The organism is Pseudoalteromonas sp. P1-7a (assembly GCF_001401855.1).
Classification (GTDB): domain Bacteria; phylum Pseudomonadota; class Gammaproteobacteria; order Enterobacterales; family Alteromonadaceae; genus Pseudoalteromonas.
Map to the genome: position 1 here is coordinate 33418 of NZ_LKDU01000007.1, position 16439 is coordinate 49856.

Annotated in this window: 17 protein-coding genes; 1 reads left to right on the top strand and 16 read right to left on the bottom strand. The window is 40.8% G+C overall.

From position 1 onward, the window contains the following. Positions 1–7: 7 nt before the first annotated feature. The 11 genes from AN389_RS06845 to AN389_RS06895 are packed head-to-tail and all read right to left on the bottom strand — an operon-like array spanning position 8 to position 10316. Positions 8–535 (bottom strand): prepilin-type N-terminal cleavage/methylation domain-containing protein, encoded by a 528-nt coding sequence (locus tag AN389_RS06845; protein ID WP_055014619.1) that lies wholly within the window; start codon positions 533–535, stop codon positions 8–10. A 19-nt stretch (positions 536–554) separates the two neighbouring features. Then, complete coding sequence (locus tag AN389_RS06850; protein WP_055014618.1) at positions 555–1139, bottom strand: prepilin-type N-terminal cleavage/methylation domain-containing protein; 585 nt, start codon at positions 1137–1139, stop codon at positions 555–557. Positions 1140–1144: 5 nt separating this feature from the next. Beyond that, positions 1145–2362, bottom strand: coding sequence for a type II secretion system F family protein (locus tag AN389_RS06855; RefSeq protein WP_055019497.1), 1218 nt, complete (start codon positions 2360–2362; stop codon positions 1145–1147). Further along, positions 2349–4076 (bottom strand): GspE/PulE family protein, encoded by a 1728-nt coding sequence (locus tag AN389_RS06860; RefSeq protein ID WP_055014616.1) that lies wholly within the window; start codon positions 4074–4076, stop codon positions 2349–2351. Before AN389_RS06860 ends, AN389_RS06855 begins: the two co-directional genes overlap by 14 nt. After that, a complete protein-coding gene (locus AN389_RS06865; protein WP_082430542.1) occupies positions 4073–5263 on the bottom strand; it encodes a M48 family metallopeptidase in 1191 nt (396 codons plus the stop codon). Before AN389_RS06865 ends, AN389_RS06860 begins: the two co-directional genes overlap by 4 nt. Next, positions 5260–6162 (bottom strand): ExeA family protein, encoded by a 903-nt coding sequence (locus AN389_RS06870; RefSeq protein ID WP_055017769.1) that lies wholly within the window; start codon positions 6160–6162, stop codon positions 5260–5262. The genes AN389_RS06865 and AN389_RS06870 overlap by 4 nt, the downstream gene beginning before the upstream one ends. 2 nt (positions 6163–6164) lie before the next feature. After that, entirely contained in the window at positions 6165–7823 is a 1659-nt protein-coding gene (gene mshL, locus AN389_RS06875; protein ID WP_055014613.1) for a pilus (MSHA type) biogenesis protein MshL, read from the bottom strand. Next, positions 7807–8133 (bottom strand): hypothetical protein, encoded by a 327-nt coding sequence (locus AN389_RS06880; RefSeq protein WP_055014612.1) that lies wholly within the window; start codon positions 8131–8133, stop codon positions 7807–7809. Before AN389_RS06880 ends, mshL begins: the two co-directional genes overlap by 17 nt. Next, the gene (locus tag AN389_RS06885; protein WP_055014611.1) at positions 8111–8791 is read right to left on the bottom strand and encodes a hypothetical protein; all 681 of its coding nucleotides are present in this window, start codon (positions 8789–8791) and stop codon (positions 8111–8113) included. The genes AN389_RS06880 and AN389_RS06885 overlap by 23 nt, the downstream gene beginning before the upstream one ends. Next, positions 8788–9387, bottom strand: coding sequence for a PilN domain-containing protein (locus AN389_RS06890; protein WP_055014610.1), 600 nt, complete (start codon positions 9385–9387; stop codon positions 8788–8790). The genes AN389_RS06885 and AN389_RS06890 overlap by 4 nt, the downstream gene beginning before the upstream one ends. Continuing rightward, complete coding sequence (locus tag AN389_RS06895; protein ID WP_055014609.1) at positions 9384–10316, bottom strand: hypothetical protein; 933 nt, start codon at positions 10314–10316, stop codon at positions 9384–9386. Before AN389_RS06895 ends, AN389_RS06890 begins: the two co-directional genes overlap by 4 nt. Positions 10317–10393: 77 nt before the next feature. Here AN389_RS06895 and AN389_RS06900 point away from each other — a divergent pair, with 77 nt between their 5' ends. After that, entirely contained in the window at positions 10394–11302 is a 909-nt protein-coding gene (locus AN389_RS06900) for a 1-aminocyclopropane-1-carboxylate deaminase/D-cysteine desulfhydrase (RefSeq protein ID WP_055014608.1), read from the top strand. A gap of 9 nt (positions 11303–11311) precedes the next feature. On the opposite strand, the gene AN389_RS06905 is transcribed toward AN389_RS06900, so the two are convergent. The 5 genes from AN389_RS06905 to ssb all read right to left on the bottom strand — a co-directional run bounded on the left by AN389_RS06905 (position 11312) and on the right by ssb (position 16432). After that, positions 11312–12985, bottom strand: a complete 1674-nt coding sequence (locus AN389_RS06905; protein WP_055014648.1) for an EAL domain-containing protein — start codon at positions 12983–12985, stop codon at positions 11312–11314. A gap of 138 nt (positions 12986–13123) precedes the next feature. Then, positions 13124–13546 carry an arsenate reductase (glutaredoxin) gene (arsC, locus tag AN389_RS06910; RefSeq protein ID WP_055019499.1) on the bottom strand — a complete coding sequence of 141 codons (423 nt, stop codon included), beginning with the start codon at positions 13544–13546 and terminating at the stop codon, positions 13124–13126. Positions 13547–13555: 9 nt separating this feature from the next. Beyond that, the gene (gene arsB / locus AN389_RS06915) at positions 13556–14572 is read right to left on the bottom strand and encodes an ACR3 family arsenite efflux transporter (protein ID WP_055019500.1); all 1017 of its coding nucleotides are present in this window, start codon (positions 14570–14572) and stop codon (positions 13556–13558) included. A gap of 9 nt (positions 14573–14581) precedes the next feature. Further along, a complete protein-coding gene (gene arsH / locus AN389_RS06920) occupies positions 14582–15304 on the bottom strand; it encodes an arsenical resistance protein ArsH (RefSeq protein WP_055014605.1) in 723 nt (240 codons plus the stop codon). A gap of 429 nt (positions 15305–15733) precedes the next feature. Continuing rightward, on the bottom strand, positions 15734–16432 hold the full coding sequence (gene ssb, locus AN389_RS06925; RefSeq protein WP_055014604.1) for a single-stranded DNA-binding protein: 699 nt from the start codon (positions 16430–16432) through the stop codon (positions 15734–15736). Between the last annotated feature and the right edge of the window lie 7 nt (positions 16433–16439).

A 16439-nucleotide genomic window follows, 5' to 3' on the forward strand; every position in this document is an offset into this window, starting at 1 on the left:
ATATAAATTAACACCCACTCGTGATAAGCGTAACAGTAGGAGGCGTTACAGATACTGGCGGCGTGCCGCTGTTTGCATCTGCAGCTTGTGTATATTCAATACGGCAATCATCAGTTTGCACGTAGCTATTAGGGAAAATAATTGCTTTTTCATCAGCGGCAACCTCTACAAGGTTAAAATCAGCTGAGTCGTCAGATGCAAATGTAACATCTAAAAAAGCCTCAAAGGCTGCTTCTGTTGCCGCAGGGTAGCCATAAACAGTCGCTACTGCATCACCAGTATCAACGGTCACCGTGGCTGTCGCTTTTTTATGATCGCTTGCGATAATGGATTTACCATTAACGATGTTCATGCCGCTTCGAATTGAGCCTTGTAAACCTTCGAGTGTAGAAGCATTAGCATCACCTTGCAGGTTTAAAAAACGAGGGGCAGCGGTCACCGCTAAAATACCTAAAATCACGATTACAATTATTAGTTCAACAAGCGTGAAACCTGCTTGCTTATTCATTGGTTGTTTTAATGACTGCATTTTCATAAGTAAGCCTCTTTATTACTTAGTTTTTAAAAATTTGCACTTTGCCTGTAGTTGGAAAGTACGAAAACCCTACGTTTTTTGCTATCACAGCGCCATCGGTAGGTAAGTTGTTAGTGTTTAAATTATGTGTTAAATAATAAATACACTGGTTGTTTTTAGCGTTATAACGCACTAAATAACTCACCTCGGTTATTGCAGAAACCTCGGTACTTAATGTGCTTGTAGGCGCATCTTGTAAAATTACCTTTAATACTTTTTGGCATTTCAGTGCAGTCATTGCGCTGGCCCGCGTATCAGTATTAGTCGTTTTATCACCCGTTGGTGTGCCCCTATTTCCATCGACACCAACAATGACACCTCCGTAGTTAATATGTGTTGTATTATTAACGCCTTTCGGGCGCCCCGATAATTCCCAGTGACTTCTTATCATCGTTACCGCTGAAGCAAACCCACCAGCGACTACATCGACACTCGCGTTATGAGCCTGATTTTTAACCCCTATGTATTGAGGTATAGCAAAAGCCATAATAACTGCCAGTAAAACAACTACTAAAATCAACTCAAACAATGAGAAACCTGTTTCATGAGCGCGCCAGTTATTCACAATGGCTACCCTTTAATAGCCGACATCATGTTCCACATCGGCATAAATATGCCCAGCGCTAAAATAAGCACCATAATGGCAACAAACACGGTCAAAATAGGTTCTATTTTCGCGGTTAAACTGCGTAAATCGTAATCAACTTCTCGCTCATAAAAGTCGGCCGCCTCTTGCAGTAATTCATCTACTCGGCCCGTTTCTTCACCCACAGCCACCATTTGCAGTACCAGTTGTGAAAATAGCTCACTACTTCGCGAAGCACGCAGCAAACTGTCGCCTTTTTCGATATCTTGGCGCATAGTGATAATGGCTTTCTCCATGTAGCTGTTATCAACTGCATGGGCCGTTAACGACAGCCCTGTCGTCATAGGGACGCCGGAGCGAAGCACCATAGCTAAACTTTGGCTATAACGTCCAAGCAAGGTGCGCTTTAAAATATCGCCGACAAAAGGAATTTTTAGTTTGTGGTGATCCCACTTAAAACGTCCAGCCGAGGTATTTATATAGCGACGCCAAGCAAAGACTCCACCAATTAACATCAGCGCCAGCAGCCACCAATAATTGACAAAAAAGTTACTGGTACCGATGAGAACTTGGGTCATTAAAGGCAGCTCTGCATCAAATTTTTCGAACATGCTGGCAAAGGTTGGGATCACAAAAATATTTAAAATGATCATCGCGACTAAAAGCGCCAAAATAACAAACGTGGGGTAACGCATAGCGGCTTTTATTCGTTTACGCGTCTCTTGTTCTTTTTCAAAGTAAATAGCCAGTTGATAAAACGCATCTTCTAATCGCCCTGACCCTTCACCAACCTTAACCATAGAAATAGTTAAGCGGCTAAACACCTTATTGTGTATGGCCAAAGCACTCGATAATTCGCGGCCTTGCTCAAGTTGCCGGGTGACTTCAAGTAATACACTTTTAAACTCTTTATTTTGCGTGGTATCAGCCAAGCCTATCATTGCTCTAATGATAGGAATACCCGCTTTAAGTAATGAATACATTTGCCGTGAAAACATGATCATGTCATCAAGGGTTATTTTTTCACTAAACAAATTATCGAATAACTTAATATTGTTTTTTGTTTCAACCAATGAAATTGATATGGGTATGTATTGACGCTTTAGTAAGCTATCGGCTACACCAGCCTCGTTATTTGCCTCAACACGCCCCTTAACCAGCGCGCCTTTGGTGTCTTTGGCTTTGTAACTATATAGCTGCATCGTCACCACCTACTACTTCAGGCACATATTCAGCCACTTTAAACACCTCATCTAACGAGGTAATTCCTTGCTTTGCATACGTTAAAGCCATATAAGATAGCGGTGCAAAATTAGCGCTACATTTAGCCGCTTCGGCAAAACGTTGCGTGTCGTTAATACGCAGAGCATCCATCATAGCGTCGTTCATTTCTAGCAGTTCAAAAATCCCCACCCGGCCTTTATAGCCACTATGGCTACAGGCAGTGCAGCCTTCACCTCGCCAAAACTGTGTGCTGTTAGCATCTTCACCTAAGTAGGTAAGCCAACTTTGTTCTTGTTTATCTGGATGGTATGGTGTTTTACACTCATTGCAGATGCGCCTAACTAAGCGCTGAGCAATAATAGCCCGTAGTGAACTGGCGACTAAATAAGCTGGCGCCCCCATATCAATTAAGCGCATTGCACTTGATATGGCATCGTTGGTATGAAGTGTAGAAAGCACTAAGTGACCCGTTAATGCAGCTCTTAGCCCTATATCTACGGTTTCTTGGTCACGCATTTCGCCAACCATAATAATATCGGGGTCTTGGCGTAGCGTGGTTCTTAGTACACTGGCAAAACTTAAACCAATTTTGTTGTTTATTTGCACCTGATTTACCCGCCCAATGCGGTATTCAACCGGATCTTCTACGGTAATAATTTTACTTTCTTGTTGGTTAAGTTCACTTAAAGCGCCGTACAAAGTGGTGGTTTTACCTGAGCCTGTAGGCCCAGTGACTAACACCATGCCATGCGGGCGTTTTATAATGCTGCGCAAGCGTTTTAAAATATGCACCGGCATGCCTGTTTCATCTAACGATAAAAGCCCTGCAGATTGGTCGAGCAACCGCATCACAACTGACTCACCATATTGCACAGGCATTGTCGATAAACGCACATCAATGCTGTGCGCGTGTACTTTTATATTAAAACGGCCATCTTGCGGTAAACGCTTTTCCGATATATCTAACCCCGACATAAGCTTGAGCCTAAGCACTAAGGCTGAGGCTATTTTTACTTGATTTAGTATGTGCTCTTGTAATACACCATCAACGCGTTGGCGAATGCGTAATAGCCTTTCATCGGGCTCTATGTGGATATCTGAAGCGCGTACTTGCACTGCATCTTCAAATATAGATTGCAGTAGTTTTACCACGGTGGCATCAGAGGTTTCATCTGCTAAGGAATTAAGATCAAACTCTTCTACGTCTTCGTATTCTTCGTGTAGCTTTTCAGCAAAGTTAGTAATATCTTCTGTTCGGCGGTACACATTATCAAACGCAGCCATAAGTTGGCTTTCTTGCACTACAGCCAACTCAACTCGCTTAGGGGCTAGCATTGGCGCTAGCTGATCCAACGCTCTCAAATCTGCGGGGTCACTCATCCCGACTAAAACTGAGTCACCATTGTCCTCTATGACTAATGCTCGGTAACGCCTAGCATAAACCTCAGAAAGTAGCTTAGATACATCTGAAGATATTTTCCGCTGCGAAATATCTAAAAATGGTATTTGTAATTGTTGAGCTAAAAAGCGTAATAATTGCGGCTCACTTATAAATTCAAGCGCAATTAATGTAGCCCCTAACTTACGCCCTGACGCGGCTTGCACATTAAGTGCTTCACTTAGCTGCGCTTCGGTGATCATTTGCTCATGAACGAGTAAATCCCCTAAACGCATTTTTAAACTGGGTCTCATAACGCCTCCTTCAATGCAACTAAACGCTGTAGTGCATGTTGCGTCATTGCGGCATTTAAACCGCCTAAATCGAGTGCAACTTTATAAAGGTGCTTTGCATCAGCAAACTCTCCCAACGCATCTTTTGAAGTTGCTAACGCCAGCCACCATTTAGCCTGCTGAGGCTGAAGCTGTGTAAGTTGTGTAAAACTCGCAAGCGCTATTTGATGTTGCTGCGTATTTTGTGCTGCAGTGCCTTTTAATACCCAAAACTCCAAGTTTGCTTGCGGCTCAAGTTCGGTTATAAGCAGTTTAAGCACGCCTTCGTACTCTTGTTGCATAATTAAAATTTTACTGAGCATTACGCGCCACTGCACAACCTCAGGGTTTATTTTTATGCCAGCAACTAATAACTGCTGAGCCATAAGTACATCTTGTTGCTGAAAGTAGGTTGCCGCGAGTAAGTTTCGCGCTTCTACATGCTCAGGTTGTGTTTGTAAAATAGCGGTTAAATCGTTAATCGCATCATCATATAAAGCAAATTCCAACGCTTGTTTAGCACGCTTTAATTGCTGTGCTATGCGCTGGGCTTTGCTTTGCTTAACACTGGCAGTTTTTACTAATTTATTTTCAACGGGTGGCTGCTCAGCCTGTGTAATACTTTTTACTGGTGCACTGCTTTTTGCTTCAAGTGGGGCATTTATCTCTGTACTAGCGGCTACTTTTACGCTTGTCTCTGTGGGGCTGGTTTTTTTGCTTAGTAGCGTGTCTTTCTCTACAGCGTGTTGCTGTATTACTTCGTCTTTTGCCTGCTTAAGCAACGCGTTATTGCTTTGCTCCTGCGCCAGTTTTTTTTGCGCAACTGCAGGAGTGTAAGCCGCTTCAGCAGCTGTTCTCTCTTCGCTTAATGGTTTTAAAGGCTTAATTACTGGGGTAATTTTAGCTTGAGCAATTTCAACCGGCTGGCTGCTATTATTAACAGCATGGGCTTTTTCAGCTGTGTCGCTACTCGTTTGAGGGGCTTGTGCAAAAGGCAAATAAAGGTAGGCTGTAAAAATAATTACAATCGCGAGTAACACACTCAATACTTTAAATAATACATCATGGTAGTCGCGTACGGGGGGAATAGCGACCCCAGCAATTTGCTGCTTACGCTGAGCATTTTGGCGCTGGTCGATGTTTTTGAGCATGTTATTAATCACACTCATAGCCATTGCCTCCATAACCACATAACTGCAATAGCAAACACACTAATAGCTAATAAGCTGTAAGCCAAGTAATGGTTAGCATGGTGCTTTTTGCAATCTTCGGTGTCTGCAATGGCAAGATGTACATGGCGCGGTGTTACTTTATTAAGCCCTTCGCCGTATGCTTGCAGTAAAGCTTTGTGGCATAAAATATTGACCAACCGTGGAATGCCTCGACTTGCACGCGCTATTTTTAATCCTAATCGATTAGTAAATAGTAGTGGCTGATTAAAACCCGCCACCTGTAAACGGTGATTAATATAATAAATAACCTCACTGGCGGTCATTGCACGCAATGAGTATGAAAAACTAATACGCTGGCGTAACTGCCTCACCTTACTATTAGCTAGCTTTTCATCTAATTCTGGCTGGCCAAATAGCACCACCTGAATAAGCTTTTCGGTTTCGGTTTCTAGGTTTGTAAATAATCGAAGTGCTTCAAGTGTATCCCAACTCAGGCACTGTGCTTCATCTATTAATAACACAACCCGTTCGTTATCTTCTTGTAGCTCAAGTAAGTAATGATTTATTTGCTGACTTAACGATTGCTGATCTAGCGTTTTATCTACCTCCATACCAAGCTCTACAGCAATAGCCCAGCGTAACTCTTCAGGGCTTAAATAAGAATTAGGTAAATAAGCCACGAAATAGTCTTCTTCAATTTGATTTAAAAGTTTTCTGCATAGTAAGGTTTTGCCTGTCCCTACTTCCCCTGTTACTTTTATAAACCCTTCACCCATTTCTAGCGCAGTGGTCAGCACTTGCATGGCTTCGTGGTGTGGTTCAAGCGCACAAAAAAACTCAGTGTTTGGGGTTAAGGTGAAAGGCATTTCACTTAAATTAAAAAAGCTTAAATACATAGTTAGTTCTCATACCATGTATTTAATAGCGCGCGACTATGAGCCTGTTGCTTTTTCCATGTGTCGGGCATCACCACCGTTGGCTTGATTAAAATAACGAGCTCTTTTTTCTCTTGGCGCTTACTAATACTTTTAAACAAGTTACCTAATATTGGCACATCGCCTAAAATCGGTGTTTTCGACTCTTCATCTTCCGTCGTGGTTTGCATTAGCCCACCTATTACGACTATTTCACCACTTTGAGCGCGGATCACCGTATCAGATTCACGAATATTGCTTTGTGCAAGCGGCAACTCAAAACGCTGATCATCTAATGTAATCACCTTTAGCTGCTCTTCTGTTTCGGTTACCGAAGGATGAACATGTAAAATAACTGAGCCATATTTATCAATTTGCGGTGTGACATCGAGCGCAATGCCCGAAAAAAACGGCGTTAGGTCTATTTCTGGTGACGTAGTCGTTGAGGTACCCGTTACCGTTGTGCTCGAAACATTAGTAACAAAGTACTCATCTTGTCCTACTTTAATCACGGCTTTTTGATTGTTTGTAGCCGTTACACGGGGGTTAGAAAGCATTTGTAGGTCACCCTGGGTTTCAAGCAAGCTAATTACGCCGCTAAAGTCGCCTTTTTCAATCGTTAACGAGGAGACCCCTCCTAAAGTAGCTGAAATAGAATTACCTATGCTGCCTGCTGTTGTTGCAAACGACACCCCACCTTCTAACCCTCTAGAAATTCGCTCCCAGTTAACTCCTTGTTGGTACTCATCTTTTAGAGTTATTTCGACAATTTTAGCTTCAAGAATAACTTGTCGCTGAAGGTTTTCTTGGCTTTGGCGTAAAAAATCTTTTAATTGGTTTATTTCACTTGGCAAGGCATTAACCGTAACTAAGCTTGCCTGCGGGCTGGCAACTACATAACGTCCATCGTTTGAGCCAATAAGCGATTTAAGAGCAAGTTCAAGCTCCTTCCAAAAGTCGTTTTGATTAATTGTTTGGATGCGAGAGCCATTTAACTCAGTATTCTGATTATCGCTGCCAAACTGATTATTTTGGCTCGAATTATTGCTGCTGTATGAGTTTGAGTTTGAACTTGAGTTGTTTTGTGAGAACTGGCTTACCCCACCTGCAACAACACTTACCGTTGATTGCCCATGGCGCTGCATCATTAAATAATTAACCGGTATAGTTTCTGTGCGCATAATTGCAGGTAGCACCTGTACAATACGCCCTTCTTGAACAATATCTAATGGGTACATGCGTTTAATAACCGCTATCACTTCTTCAAAGGTTACGTTTTTTAAATTTAAAGAAATAACACCGCTTACCTGTGGGTGTACTGCAACGCTGTATGGCGTATCAGCCGTTAAGCCATTAAAAAATGAGCTTATTTCTACCTCTTTTGCGGCTACATCAAAACGTTTTACAGCTAACTCATTGGTTAGGCTTTGCTCACTATTAAGTGATGAAAGTAGGCTTTGTGTTAGCGCACTACTTACCTCTACCGGTGCCACACTTTTTGCTTTGTTACTGACAGGCGCAAGCTCTTGAGCAATATGTGGCTGAATCTCTTTTCCGGGCTTAAAACTATGGCACGCCGTTAAAAAAGGCGGTATTAAAATAAGCGCAAGCCATGGCTTTGTTGTATTATTTTTTAATTTCATAGTCGTATAATTCTAATTTTATTTGCTTATCATCATTTGCTAACAGCACTGAATTAGCGTTTATTGTTAGCACCCGAAACTCACCTACTACATCTCCTGGCTTATATACCTGCTTAGAAATAATCGCTTTGTATTGCTTTTCGGTTTTAATAATTGACTGTAACAACAGCGCTGTATTACTTACTGCTGCGCCATTTATTATTGGTGTTTTGCTAGGTTGTGTAGGGTCGCGCAGTATTTCAGCTGAACTAATAACAGGGAAAAAACATATGCAAATCACACACAAACTATAAAGCAATAAATTTTTCATTGGCGCTCACCGTGGCTATTTGTAATGTTAACTCTGCATTAGGGTATGTTTTCACTTGATAATTAAATTGCTGTATAAGCAGCTTTTGTTGGCTTGCTTTAAGGCCTTCTAAGTATCCTTGTAAACTAAAATAACGTCCCTGCAATGTAACCACCATTTGGTGCTCAAAAAACAGCGTTTGCGTATCGTGTTCACCCAGTTTTTCTACATCAATTGCTTTTGCTGGGTTTACCCTAAAGCTAACAACACGCACATCCGGTGTGTTTACGAATAGATCCCTTAATACAGCGGGTACTTTGTTAGCCGAAATAAAACCTTGGCTAAACATACTTAGCTTATTATTTATCTCTTCTAACTCGCGCTGTGTTTGCCCAACCTGATTTCTTAGTACTTTTGTGTAGTCATGCTCTAATGCCTGTGTAAGCATAGAAAGCTGTGCTTCATTTTGGTTTATTTTTTGCCATAATTCATTTTGCTTAATGCGTAAATTGTTTACTGCATCTTGCTGTGGGAACACTACAAACCATAATCCCAAGTAAACAATCAGAAATAAGCCAACAAATAGCACTGAATACTTTTCGCGCTGCTGCAACGTTGCGAATCTTGTTTGGTATTTAACAAATAATGGCCAGCCTTTTTTTTCACTTTGCTCACTCATTGCGTTACCTCACTTGAACTAAGTTCTGTAGCCACATTAAACTCGCTCACGCCATCTCTGCTCGACAGTTCCAGCACTGAAAACTCCTTCCCTTTGAAAAAGCTCGAATGCTTGAGATTAGCAAGCCAAATAGGTAAAAATTTGGCTTGCTGAGTACGCCCTTTGAGCATTACTTTTTGACCTTCAAACTTTATCTGATCGAGCCAAATTTGCGGCTCGTGGTACGCGGCCAAATCATGCATCACATCTGCGTAATCTGTTTTGGTATGCATAGATGTGTTTTCTAAATAATCAAACACCTGTTGTTTATGCAATATCTCTTGTTGCAGTACTTTTAGTTCATCAATCAAATGCGATTTATTTTGTTTATCAGCTAAGCGCTGCTTTACCACACTTAATTGCTGTTGTGTGTGTGTTAAATAGGCCTCGCTTTGTGTTACTAATTGCAGACTTTTATGCTCTTCGTATAAATAAAAAAGCCAAGTTAATGCAACTACACATAAGGTAGCTAGCCAAAGTACTAGCATGCCTTTAAAAGGAACGGGGTCGCGCCTAACCCTAATCGCTTTTTGGTAAAAGTTAATCCGTGTTTTCATAGCACTGAATCCGGACTGGTTAATTGATACGCGGCCCCCAATGCGTAATAGAAGCTTGGCTCAAGATCTTGGGCTAGATCGATATTAGGTTTGAAATCAACAACTTTTACTTGTAAAAATTCTGCAAGGCCAGCCCTTAAAGTCAAAGACGACAGGTCATCACAGTGCAGCTGAATACTTCTAATAGGAGGCTGCTTTAATTGGCTTTCAAAAAAGTCCATTGATCTTTGAATCTCAAGACCAAGGGCTTCTACTAGCCCGTGTGTACGCTCTTTATCCGAAATACCTAAAAACCCGTTCAATCGTCTAGCTAATAAAAGCTGACCATCGCGAATAATTAAAATACGTGGCTCGTGCCCTGCGTGTTGCACTATAAGCATGTGTGCACTTTTATCTTCACCAAACAAGGTTACTAAAATCATCTCTTCCGAGGTCATTGCCCTGAGGACAGGCTTTATTTTTGAAAAGCTATCGATAAAAGGCAGTAACTGAAGTTTATTGGTAATAAACACATTCATTTTACTGCTTTGCATAGGCTGAACGATTGGGTAATCGATAAAATCGGCAACAATGTTCTCTGGCGGAATATCAACTAAATCTTTTGTTGTCCAAGGTAAGGATTGAATGATTTCTTCGTCACTCAACATGGGTTTATCCATTTGCACTATTTGATAAAAATAGTGAGGCACCACTAAATTTACTGGGCACACCTCTGCACAAACTTCATTTGTGCAAGTTGCAATAGCAGCTGTATAATCTGTGAGGTCTTCAACATTCACGCTATATGAGTTATGAACGTACCACTGCCCTTGATTTTTTTTTAAACACACTGCTTTTACAGTATCTGCATAAGTAGCAATACCAATTGATGTGCTAGAGTCTAAACTGCGATTTAACCAAGATAACAACGAAAACAGCTTTTTTTTCATACAGCTACTATTGTTAATAAGAGATTAACTAAGTGTCGTACAAGATTGTTGGTTTGCAAGTATAAACACGAGAAATAATGCTTAATTTATTTAATATTGAAAAAGAAAGCCCAATACAACAAATAGATAGCAATTGTCTAAAAAAAAGAAACATACGCTTAAGCATTAAAAGAGATGACCTGCTCCACCCACTTATTAGTGGTAACAAATGGCGTAAACTAAAATATAATTTACAGCACATGCAAGCCACCAATAAAACACAGTTACTCACTTTTGGAGGCGCGTTTTCTAATCATATTCATGCCTGCGCTGGGGCGGGTAAATTATTTAATATAAAAACCCACGCCATCATTAGAGGACCCCATTTAGACACCCAAAACCCCACAGTGCGCTTTGCTAAACAATGTGCAATGGACTTACATGTGGTTACGCGTATTGAATATAAGCAGCGCCATGACCCAGATTACTTAGCTCAGCTGCAAGCACAATTCCCCTATGCATACATAATTCCAGAGGGTGGAAGTAATACACATGCCTTGCCAGGGTGTGCTGAGCTTGCTAAAAGCTTACCTAAGCATGATTACTTAATCTGTCCCACAGGCAGTGGCGGGACACTTGCAGGTTTAATTGAAGGCAGCTTTGAGGACACACAGCTGCTAGGAATTGCGGTATTAAAGCAAGCCGAATACCTTAACAAAGAAATTACAATACTTAGTAAAAAAGCCGCCCAGCAATCAAATTGGCAACTACTTACAGAGTTTCATGGTGGCGGTTATGGTAAGTTTACCAATGAATTGTGGCAGTTTTGCCAACGCATGCAGCAGCGCCATAACTTACCCCTTGAACCTATATACAGTGGTAAAATGATGTATGCATTATGGCAGCTGATCGAACAAGACTACTTTGCTGCTGGTAGTCATATAATGGCTATTCATACAGGCGGTTTACAGGGGCTCAATGGTTTAAAGTATCGTGGCTTGATTTAGTAATTATTCCTAATAAAACGTGGCATGTGTGTACTCTTGCAGAGGCTCAGAAAAGTAAAAGCCTTGTGCCGCAACTACACCTAGTTTAGCCAACATAAGTAGCTCTTTTTGGGTTTCTACACCCACCGCATACACAGGCATATTGAGCAACTTGCTTTGCGCTACAATATTTTTAACCTGTTTTTGTTGTTGAGCCTTTTCATCCACATTATGTACAAGCGCGTAGCCTAGCTTTATAGCACTGGCTATTGGTTGAGAAGCTATTTGGTCAATATGTTCAACACTCTGTACATTATCAATCACCACTACACTTTTTAGGGCCGTGAGTTTTTCAAAAGCGTAGGTCAATTTTGTTTGGTATTTAATAAAGTCAGCTTCACTAATTTCAAATTGTAGCTTACGCTCTTTTGTGAACGCCTGCATATTGGTTACAAACCAATCCCAAAACTTTTCGTTAAACCAATTACTTATATGTAAATTAATACTCACTGCAAGCTCGTTAGGCTCTGTCAAAATCAGCTTTTTAACCTGCAGGAGTACCGCTTTATCTAGCTCAAATGCCTGAAGATTATCAAAGCCTTGGTTAATAAAGTAACGTGCTGCTAATAAACCATGTGGCTGCTGCCTAATTCTGATTAACACCTCATGTTGTACAATATCGCCACTGGTGATCATAAATAATGGTTGAAAAAATAAAATAAACTTTTTCTTTTTAATATTTTCAATAACTTGGCCACAAGATATTAACTTCTCTTGATCGTGCTGCAAAGTAAGCCTATGCCAATGTTGGATCACGTTTTTTTCTGAAAAAAGCAAGGCAGACTTAGCTAACTTAAAAATAACAGGTTGCTCGGCTGCATACCGATAATCACACAAACCAACTTTTATGTTTTTACGTTTTACAGTACTTCGATAGCGCCTACAAATTTGATAAACGCATTCATGAAGATTTTCACTGTATGTATCTAGCTTTTCTACCGGAATATTATTTAAGGTGATAGCGACATTATTTGCATCAAATAAGTTTACAGATACTGAGGGGAGCTCTTTAAAATACTTTGCTATCATTACCTTAAAACTTGCTTGTATATCGGTATTTTCATCAAATACACAATCACACTTCACAATTGCGAATAAACTATGCCTTGCTGTAGTAGCCCCATACATAGATTTTACTTCGCAATTTAGCGTAGCTATTTGAGTTGAAGGTTTTTTAGCTGCTTTAGTCTGAGTGCGCGGTAGTGGTATGTTGGCAGTTGGCTTATTGATGATTACTTTCCACCATCTAACCCACCAGCTGGCAGCGCCCAACATAATAAGATTTAATAATAAAAATAAGTACGCTTGTTCAACCCAAGCGGGCCAGTGATATAAACTTATGCTAAGTGTTTTATAGCTAAATACATCGTGTTGTATATTGACTAAGTATTTAAAATGCTCTGCATTAGAGTGTGCAGTTAGCATAAAGCCCTTACTCTGCACTAAAGCCTGCACTATTTCTTTATCAGCATTAGCGTTAATTTGCAGCTCATAAATTTGCTGTGTTAACTGCTGGCCATTTTTGTGGATTTTTTTATGGAGCGTATTATTTAAAAGCACATTAAAAATAATGACTACCAGCAAAAAACTCGTTAAGTACATTATTTTTTTTTGCTTACCAAGTTTTATAAAGGCTTTATGCATAGTGCTCTCTGTGGCAACGCGACTATTTAAAGTGTTGTTCAAAATAGTCATTAGCACAAGCAGACTAAGCAAGTTTAAATGTTTATAATTTTTCTAAACAAAAAACCCCGTGCAAACGGGGTTTTGGCAAATAGTTTATTAATTTTTAGGTTGCTCGCCCCGCGCGTTTAATATCATTTCGCCGTCTTCCTTGTATAGCTCGCCTTTAGGCCATTGCGCTAACAGCGTTAAAACGTGCTCACTAGGGCGACACAGTTTAACCCCTTTTTCGGTGCACACTATAGGTCTGTTAACGAGTACTGGGTGCGTAAGCATGGCCTCTAAAATAGCTTCATCTGTTATGTTTTCATTCAACAAACCAAGTTTTTTAGCAGGCGATTTACTCACTCTCAACGCTGTTTTTGGTGTTAAATTTGCTGCGGCAAATAACGCTAACAATTGAGATTTTGTCCAGCCTTCTTTAAGGTATTCAATAACAATGGGGTCATAGCCAGCGGCCTTAATAACCTGCAATACATTGCGCGATGTACCACAATCGGGGTTATGATGAATAACAACCATACCGCTCTCCTAGTTAAACCAATAACGCGTTTTATTAGCAAAATAAACTAAGCTAAGCATAACAGGTACTTCAACAAGCACCCCTACAACGGTGGCAAGCGCAGCGCCAGAGTGTAAACCAAATAATGAAATAGCCACGGCAACAGCCAGCTCAAAAAAGTTAGAGGTTGCAATCATGCAAGCAGGCGCTGCAATACTATGAGCTAGGCCCATTTTTTTTGCAGCTATATAAGCTATTGCAAAAATACCATACGTTTGAATAAGCAACGGAATAGCAATCAATACAATGGCTTCTGGTTTATCTATTAAAGTTTGAGACTGAAAACCAAACAAAAGCGCCACCGTTGCCAGTAAACCAATGATGGAATATGGTTTCATTACCTTTAAAAAGTGATTTAACCGTGTGTGATCTTCACCTTTATCCAACTTTTTGCGGGTAATAGCGCCTGCTATTAATGGAATAAGTACATACAAAACCACTGAAAGTAATAACGTGTCCCACGGTACCGTTATGTCTGTTACCCCTAGTAATAAGCCTGCAATGGGCGCAAAGGCAAAAATCATAATAATATCGTTAATAGATACCTGCACTAACGTGTAATTAGCATCACCTTTTGTTAATTGGCTCCACACAAATACCATTGCAGTACATGGTGCTACACCTAATAAAATCATACCGGCTATGTATTCTGTCGCTGTTTGTGGGACAACAAAGTCTGCAAAAATACCTTTAAAAAATAACCACCCTAGTAAGGCCATGGTAAAGGGCTTTATGAGCCAATTGATAACAACTGTCAGCACTAAGCCTTTAGGCTTTTTACCTACGTCTTTAATGGAGGAGAAGTCAATTTGCACCATCATCGGGTAAATCATAAACCAAATAAGTACAGCGATAACAATATTTACATGTGCATATTCTAAGCTTGCAACAACACTAAATATATCGGGTATCGCGTAACCAGCTATAATGCCTACCGCAATTGCCAGCGCTACCCACACCGATAAAAAACGCTCAAATAACCCCACAGTAACCTCCTAAATGTCTTTTTGATTTACGCGTTTGCTGAGCTGCTCTGCTGTTTCTACTCGTTCAGAATACCTATCAACAAAGTGTTCTTTTTGGTCACGCATTAATAAAGTAAATTTTACGAGCTCTTCCATTACATCCACAATTCGATTGTAAAAAGCGGAAGGCTTCATTCGGCCACTCTCTTCAAATTCTAAAAACGCTTTAGGCACAGATGACTGATTAGGTATTGTTACCATGCGCATCCAACGCCCTAGTACGCGTAACTGATTAACCACATTAAATGACTGCGAACCACCACAAACCTGCATTACAGCCAACGTTTTACCTTGCGTAGGCCTCACTCCTCCTAAGCTTAATGGGATCCAATCAATCTGATTTTTAAATACGCTTGTCATAGCACCATGACGTTCTGGCGAGCACCATACTTGCCCTTCAGACCAAAGCATTAAATCACGCAACTCTTGCACTTTAGGGTGCGTCTCATCTTCACTATCTGTTATGGGTAACCCCTCAGGGTTAAATATTTTAACCTCAGCACCAAAGTGGGTTAGCAAGCGCGCACTCTCTTCTATAACCAACTTGCTATATGAGCGGGCTCGCAGCGATCCGTATAACAATAAAATTTTAGGCTTATGAGATGAAAACGTTCGTGTGAAATCCTTAACGCTAGGAGGAATGCTTTGTGAGAGTGCTAAATTAGGTAGCTCGTGCTCAATTGATTTACTCATAACCTTTAACCTTATAGCTCTGTAGCGAACTAAACACATATGAAAAAACAGATATATGAAATTTCACATATGAAAACATCAGAGTCAACTCTATTTATACCCATCCGCTTAATTAAGTGAGCTATTTGGGGGATGGAAAAACGTGTTGATAGCTTGGCAAAAAATTCGCTATTTAGTTTCTCTCGGCAATTGCTCCTGCATTGCTCTACCTTCTGCTTCCATGCAGTTATAAATGAGAATTTTTAAACACTGATAGCGACACTTTTAGCCCCTCAAAATGATGAAGCATTATTGCGGACAGGTATGAGATTGGCATTTAACTTTCGATCGTAAAAAATGCTCTCTGGGCAGTGGTTGTCTGTAAGTAAAAACTAAAAAAGCCGCTTAGTAGCGGCTTTTAAGATTACATTTCAACATTTTTGTCTTTGTCTAAAACGGAATGTCATCATCAAAATCTATTGTTGGTTCCATAGGATTTGATGCGCCGCCTTGTGGGGCATTTTGCGGCTTAGGTGCAAAACCACCTTGCTGCTGTGGTGCACTATTTTGCTGTGGAGCGAAGCCGCTGTTGTTTGATTGCTGGTATTGGTTATTTTGCTGTGGTGCAGCCGCTGCAGCCGGACGCTGTGCTGGAGCCGCCTGCTGTTGTTGCCCATAGCCACCGCCTTGCTGACCTTGGTTATTTTGGCCATAACCACCGCCTTGCTGATTATTCTGGTAACCGCCACCTTGTTGGCCGCCTTGATTACCTTGATAGCCACCACCTTGCTGATCACCACCACGAGCGCCTAGCATTTGCATTTGACCTGTAAAGCCATCAACGACAATTTCAGTTGTGTATTTTTCTTGGCCTTGCTGATCAGTCCATTTACGTGTCTGTAGTTTACCTTCTACGTAAATTTGTGAGCCTTTACGGCAGTATTCGCCAACAATTTCAGCTAATTTGCCAAAAAACACGACACGGTGCCACTCAGTTTTATCAACCATTTGGCCAGTGTTTTTATCTTTATAGCTATCTGACGTTGCTAAGGTAATATTTGCTACACCATTGCCATTAGGCATGTAACGAACTTCAGGATCTTGTCCTAAATTACCAACCAAAATTACTTTGTTCACACCGCGTGCCATGGAACCA

What these genes read in the sequence shown, in the direction of transcription:
- AN389_RS06845 (WP_055014619.1), bottom strand. Translation starts at nt 535, where the DNA reads ATGAAAATGCAGTCATTAAAACAACCAATGAATAAGCAAGCAGGTTTC.
- AN389_RS06855 (WP_055019497.1), bottom strand. Translation starts at nt 2,362, where the DNA reads ATGCAGCTATATAGTTACAAAGCCAAAGACACCAAAGGCGCGCTGGTT.
- AN389_RS06860 (WP_055014616.1), bottom strand. Translation starts at nt 4,076, where the DNA reads ATGAGACCCAGTTTAAAAATGCGTTTAGGGGATTTACTCGTTCATGAG.
- AN389_RS06865 (WP_082430542.1), bottom strand. Translation starts at nt 5,263, where the DNA reads ATGAGTGTGATTAATAACATGCTCAAAAACATCGACCAGCGCCAAAAT.
- AN389_RS06870 (WP_055017769.1), bottom strand. Translation starts at nt 6,162, where the DNA reads ATGTATTTAAGCTTTTTTAATTTAAGTGAAATGCCTTTCACCTTAACC.
- mshL (WP_055014613.1), bottom strand. Translation starts at nt 7,823, where the DNA reads ATGAAATTAAAAAATAATACAACAAAGCCATGGCTTGCGCTTATTTTA.
- AN389_RS06880 (WP_055014612.1), bottom strand. Translation starts at nt 8,133, where the DNA reads ATGAAAAATTTATTGCTTTATAGTTTGTGTGTGATTTGCATATGTTTT.
- AN389_RS06885 (WP_055014611.1), bottom strand. Translation starts at nt 8,791, where the DNA reads ATGAGTGAGCAAAGTGAAAAAAAAGGCTGGCCATTATTTGTTAAATAC.
- AN389_RS06890 (WP_055014610.1), bottom strand. Translation starts at nt 9,387, where the DNA reads ATGAAAACACGGATTAACTTTTACCAAAAAGCGATTAGGGTTAGGCGC.
- AN389_RS06895 (WP_055014609.1), bottom strand. Translation starts at nt 10,316, where the DNA reads ATGAAAAAAAAGCTGTTTTCGTTGTTATCTTGGTTAAATCGCAGTTTA.
- AN389_RS06900 (WP_055014608.1), top strand. Translation starts at nt 10,394, where the DNA reads ATGCTTAATTTATTTAATATTGAAAAAGAAAGCCCAATACAACAAATA.
- AN389_RS06905 (WP_055014648.1), bottom strand. Translation starts at nt 12,985, where the DNA reads ATGCATAAAGCCTTTATAAAACTTGGTAAGCAAAAAAAAATAATGTAC.
- arsC (WP_055019499.1), bottom strand. Translation starts at nt 13,546, where the DNA reads ATGGTTGTTATTCATCATAACCCCGATTGTGGTACATCGCGCAATGTA.
- arsH (WP_055014605.1), bottom strand. Translation starts at nt 15,304, where the DNA reads ATGAGTAAATCAATTGAGCACGAGCTACCTAATTTAGCACTCTCACAA.
- ssb (WP_055014604.1), bottom strand. Translation starts at nt 16,432, where the DNA reads ATGGCACGCGGTGTGAACAAAGTAATTTTGGTTGGTAATTTAGGACAA.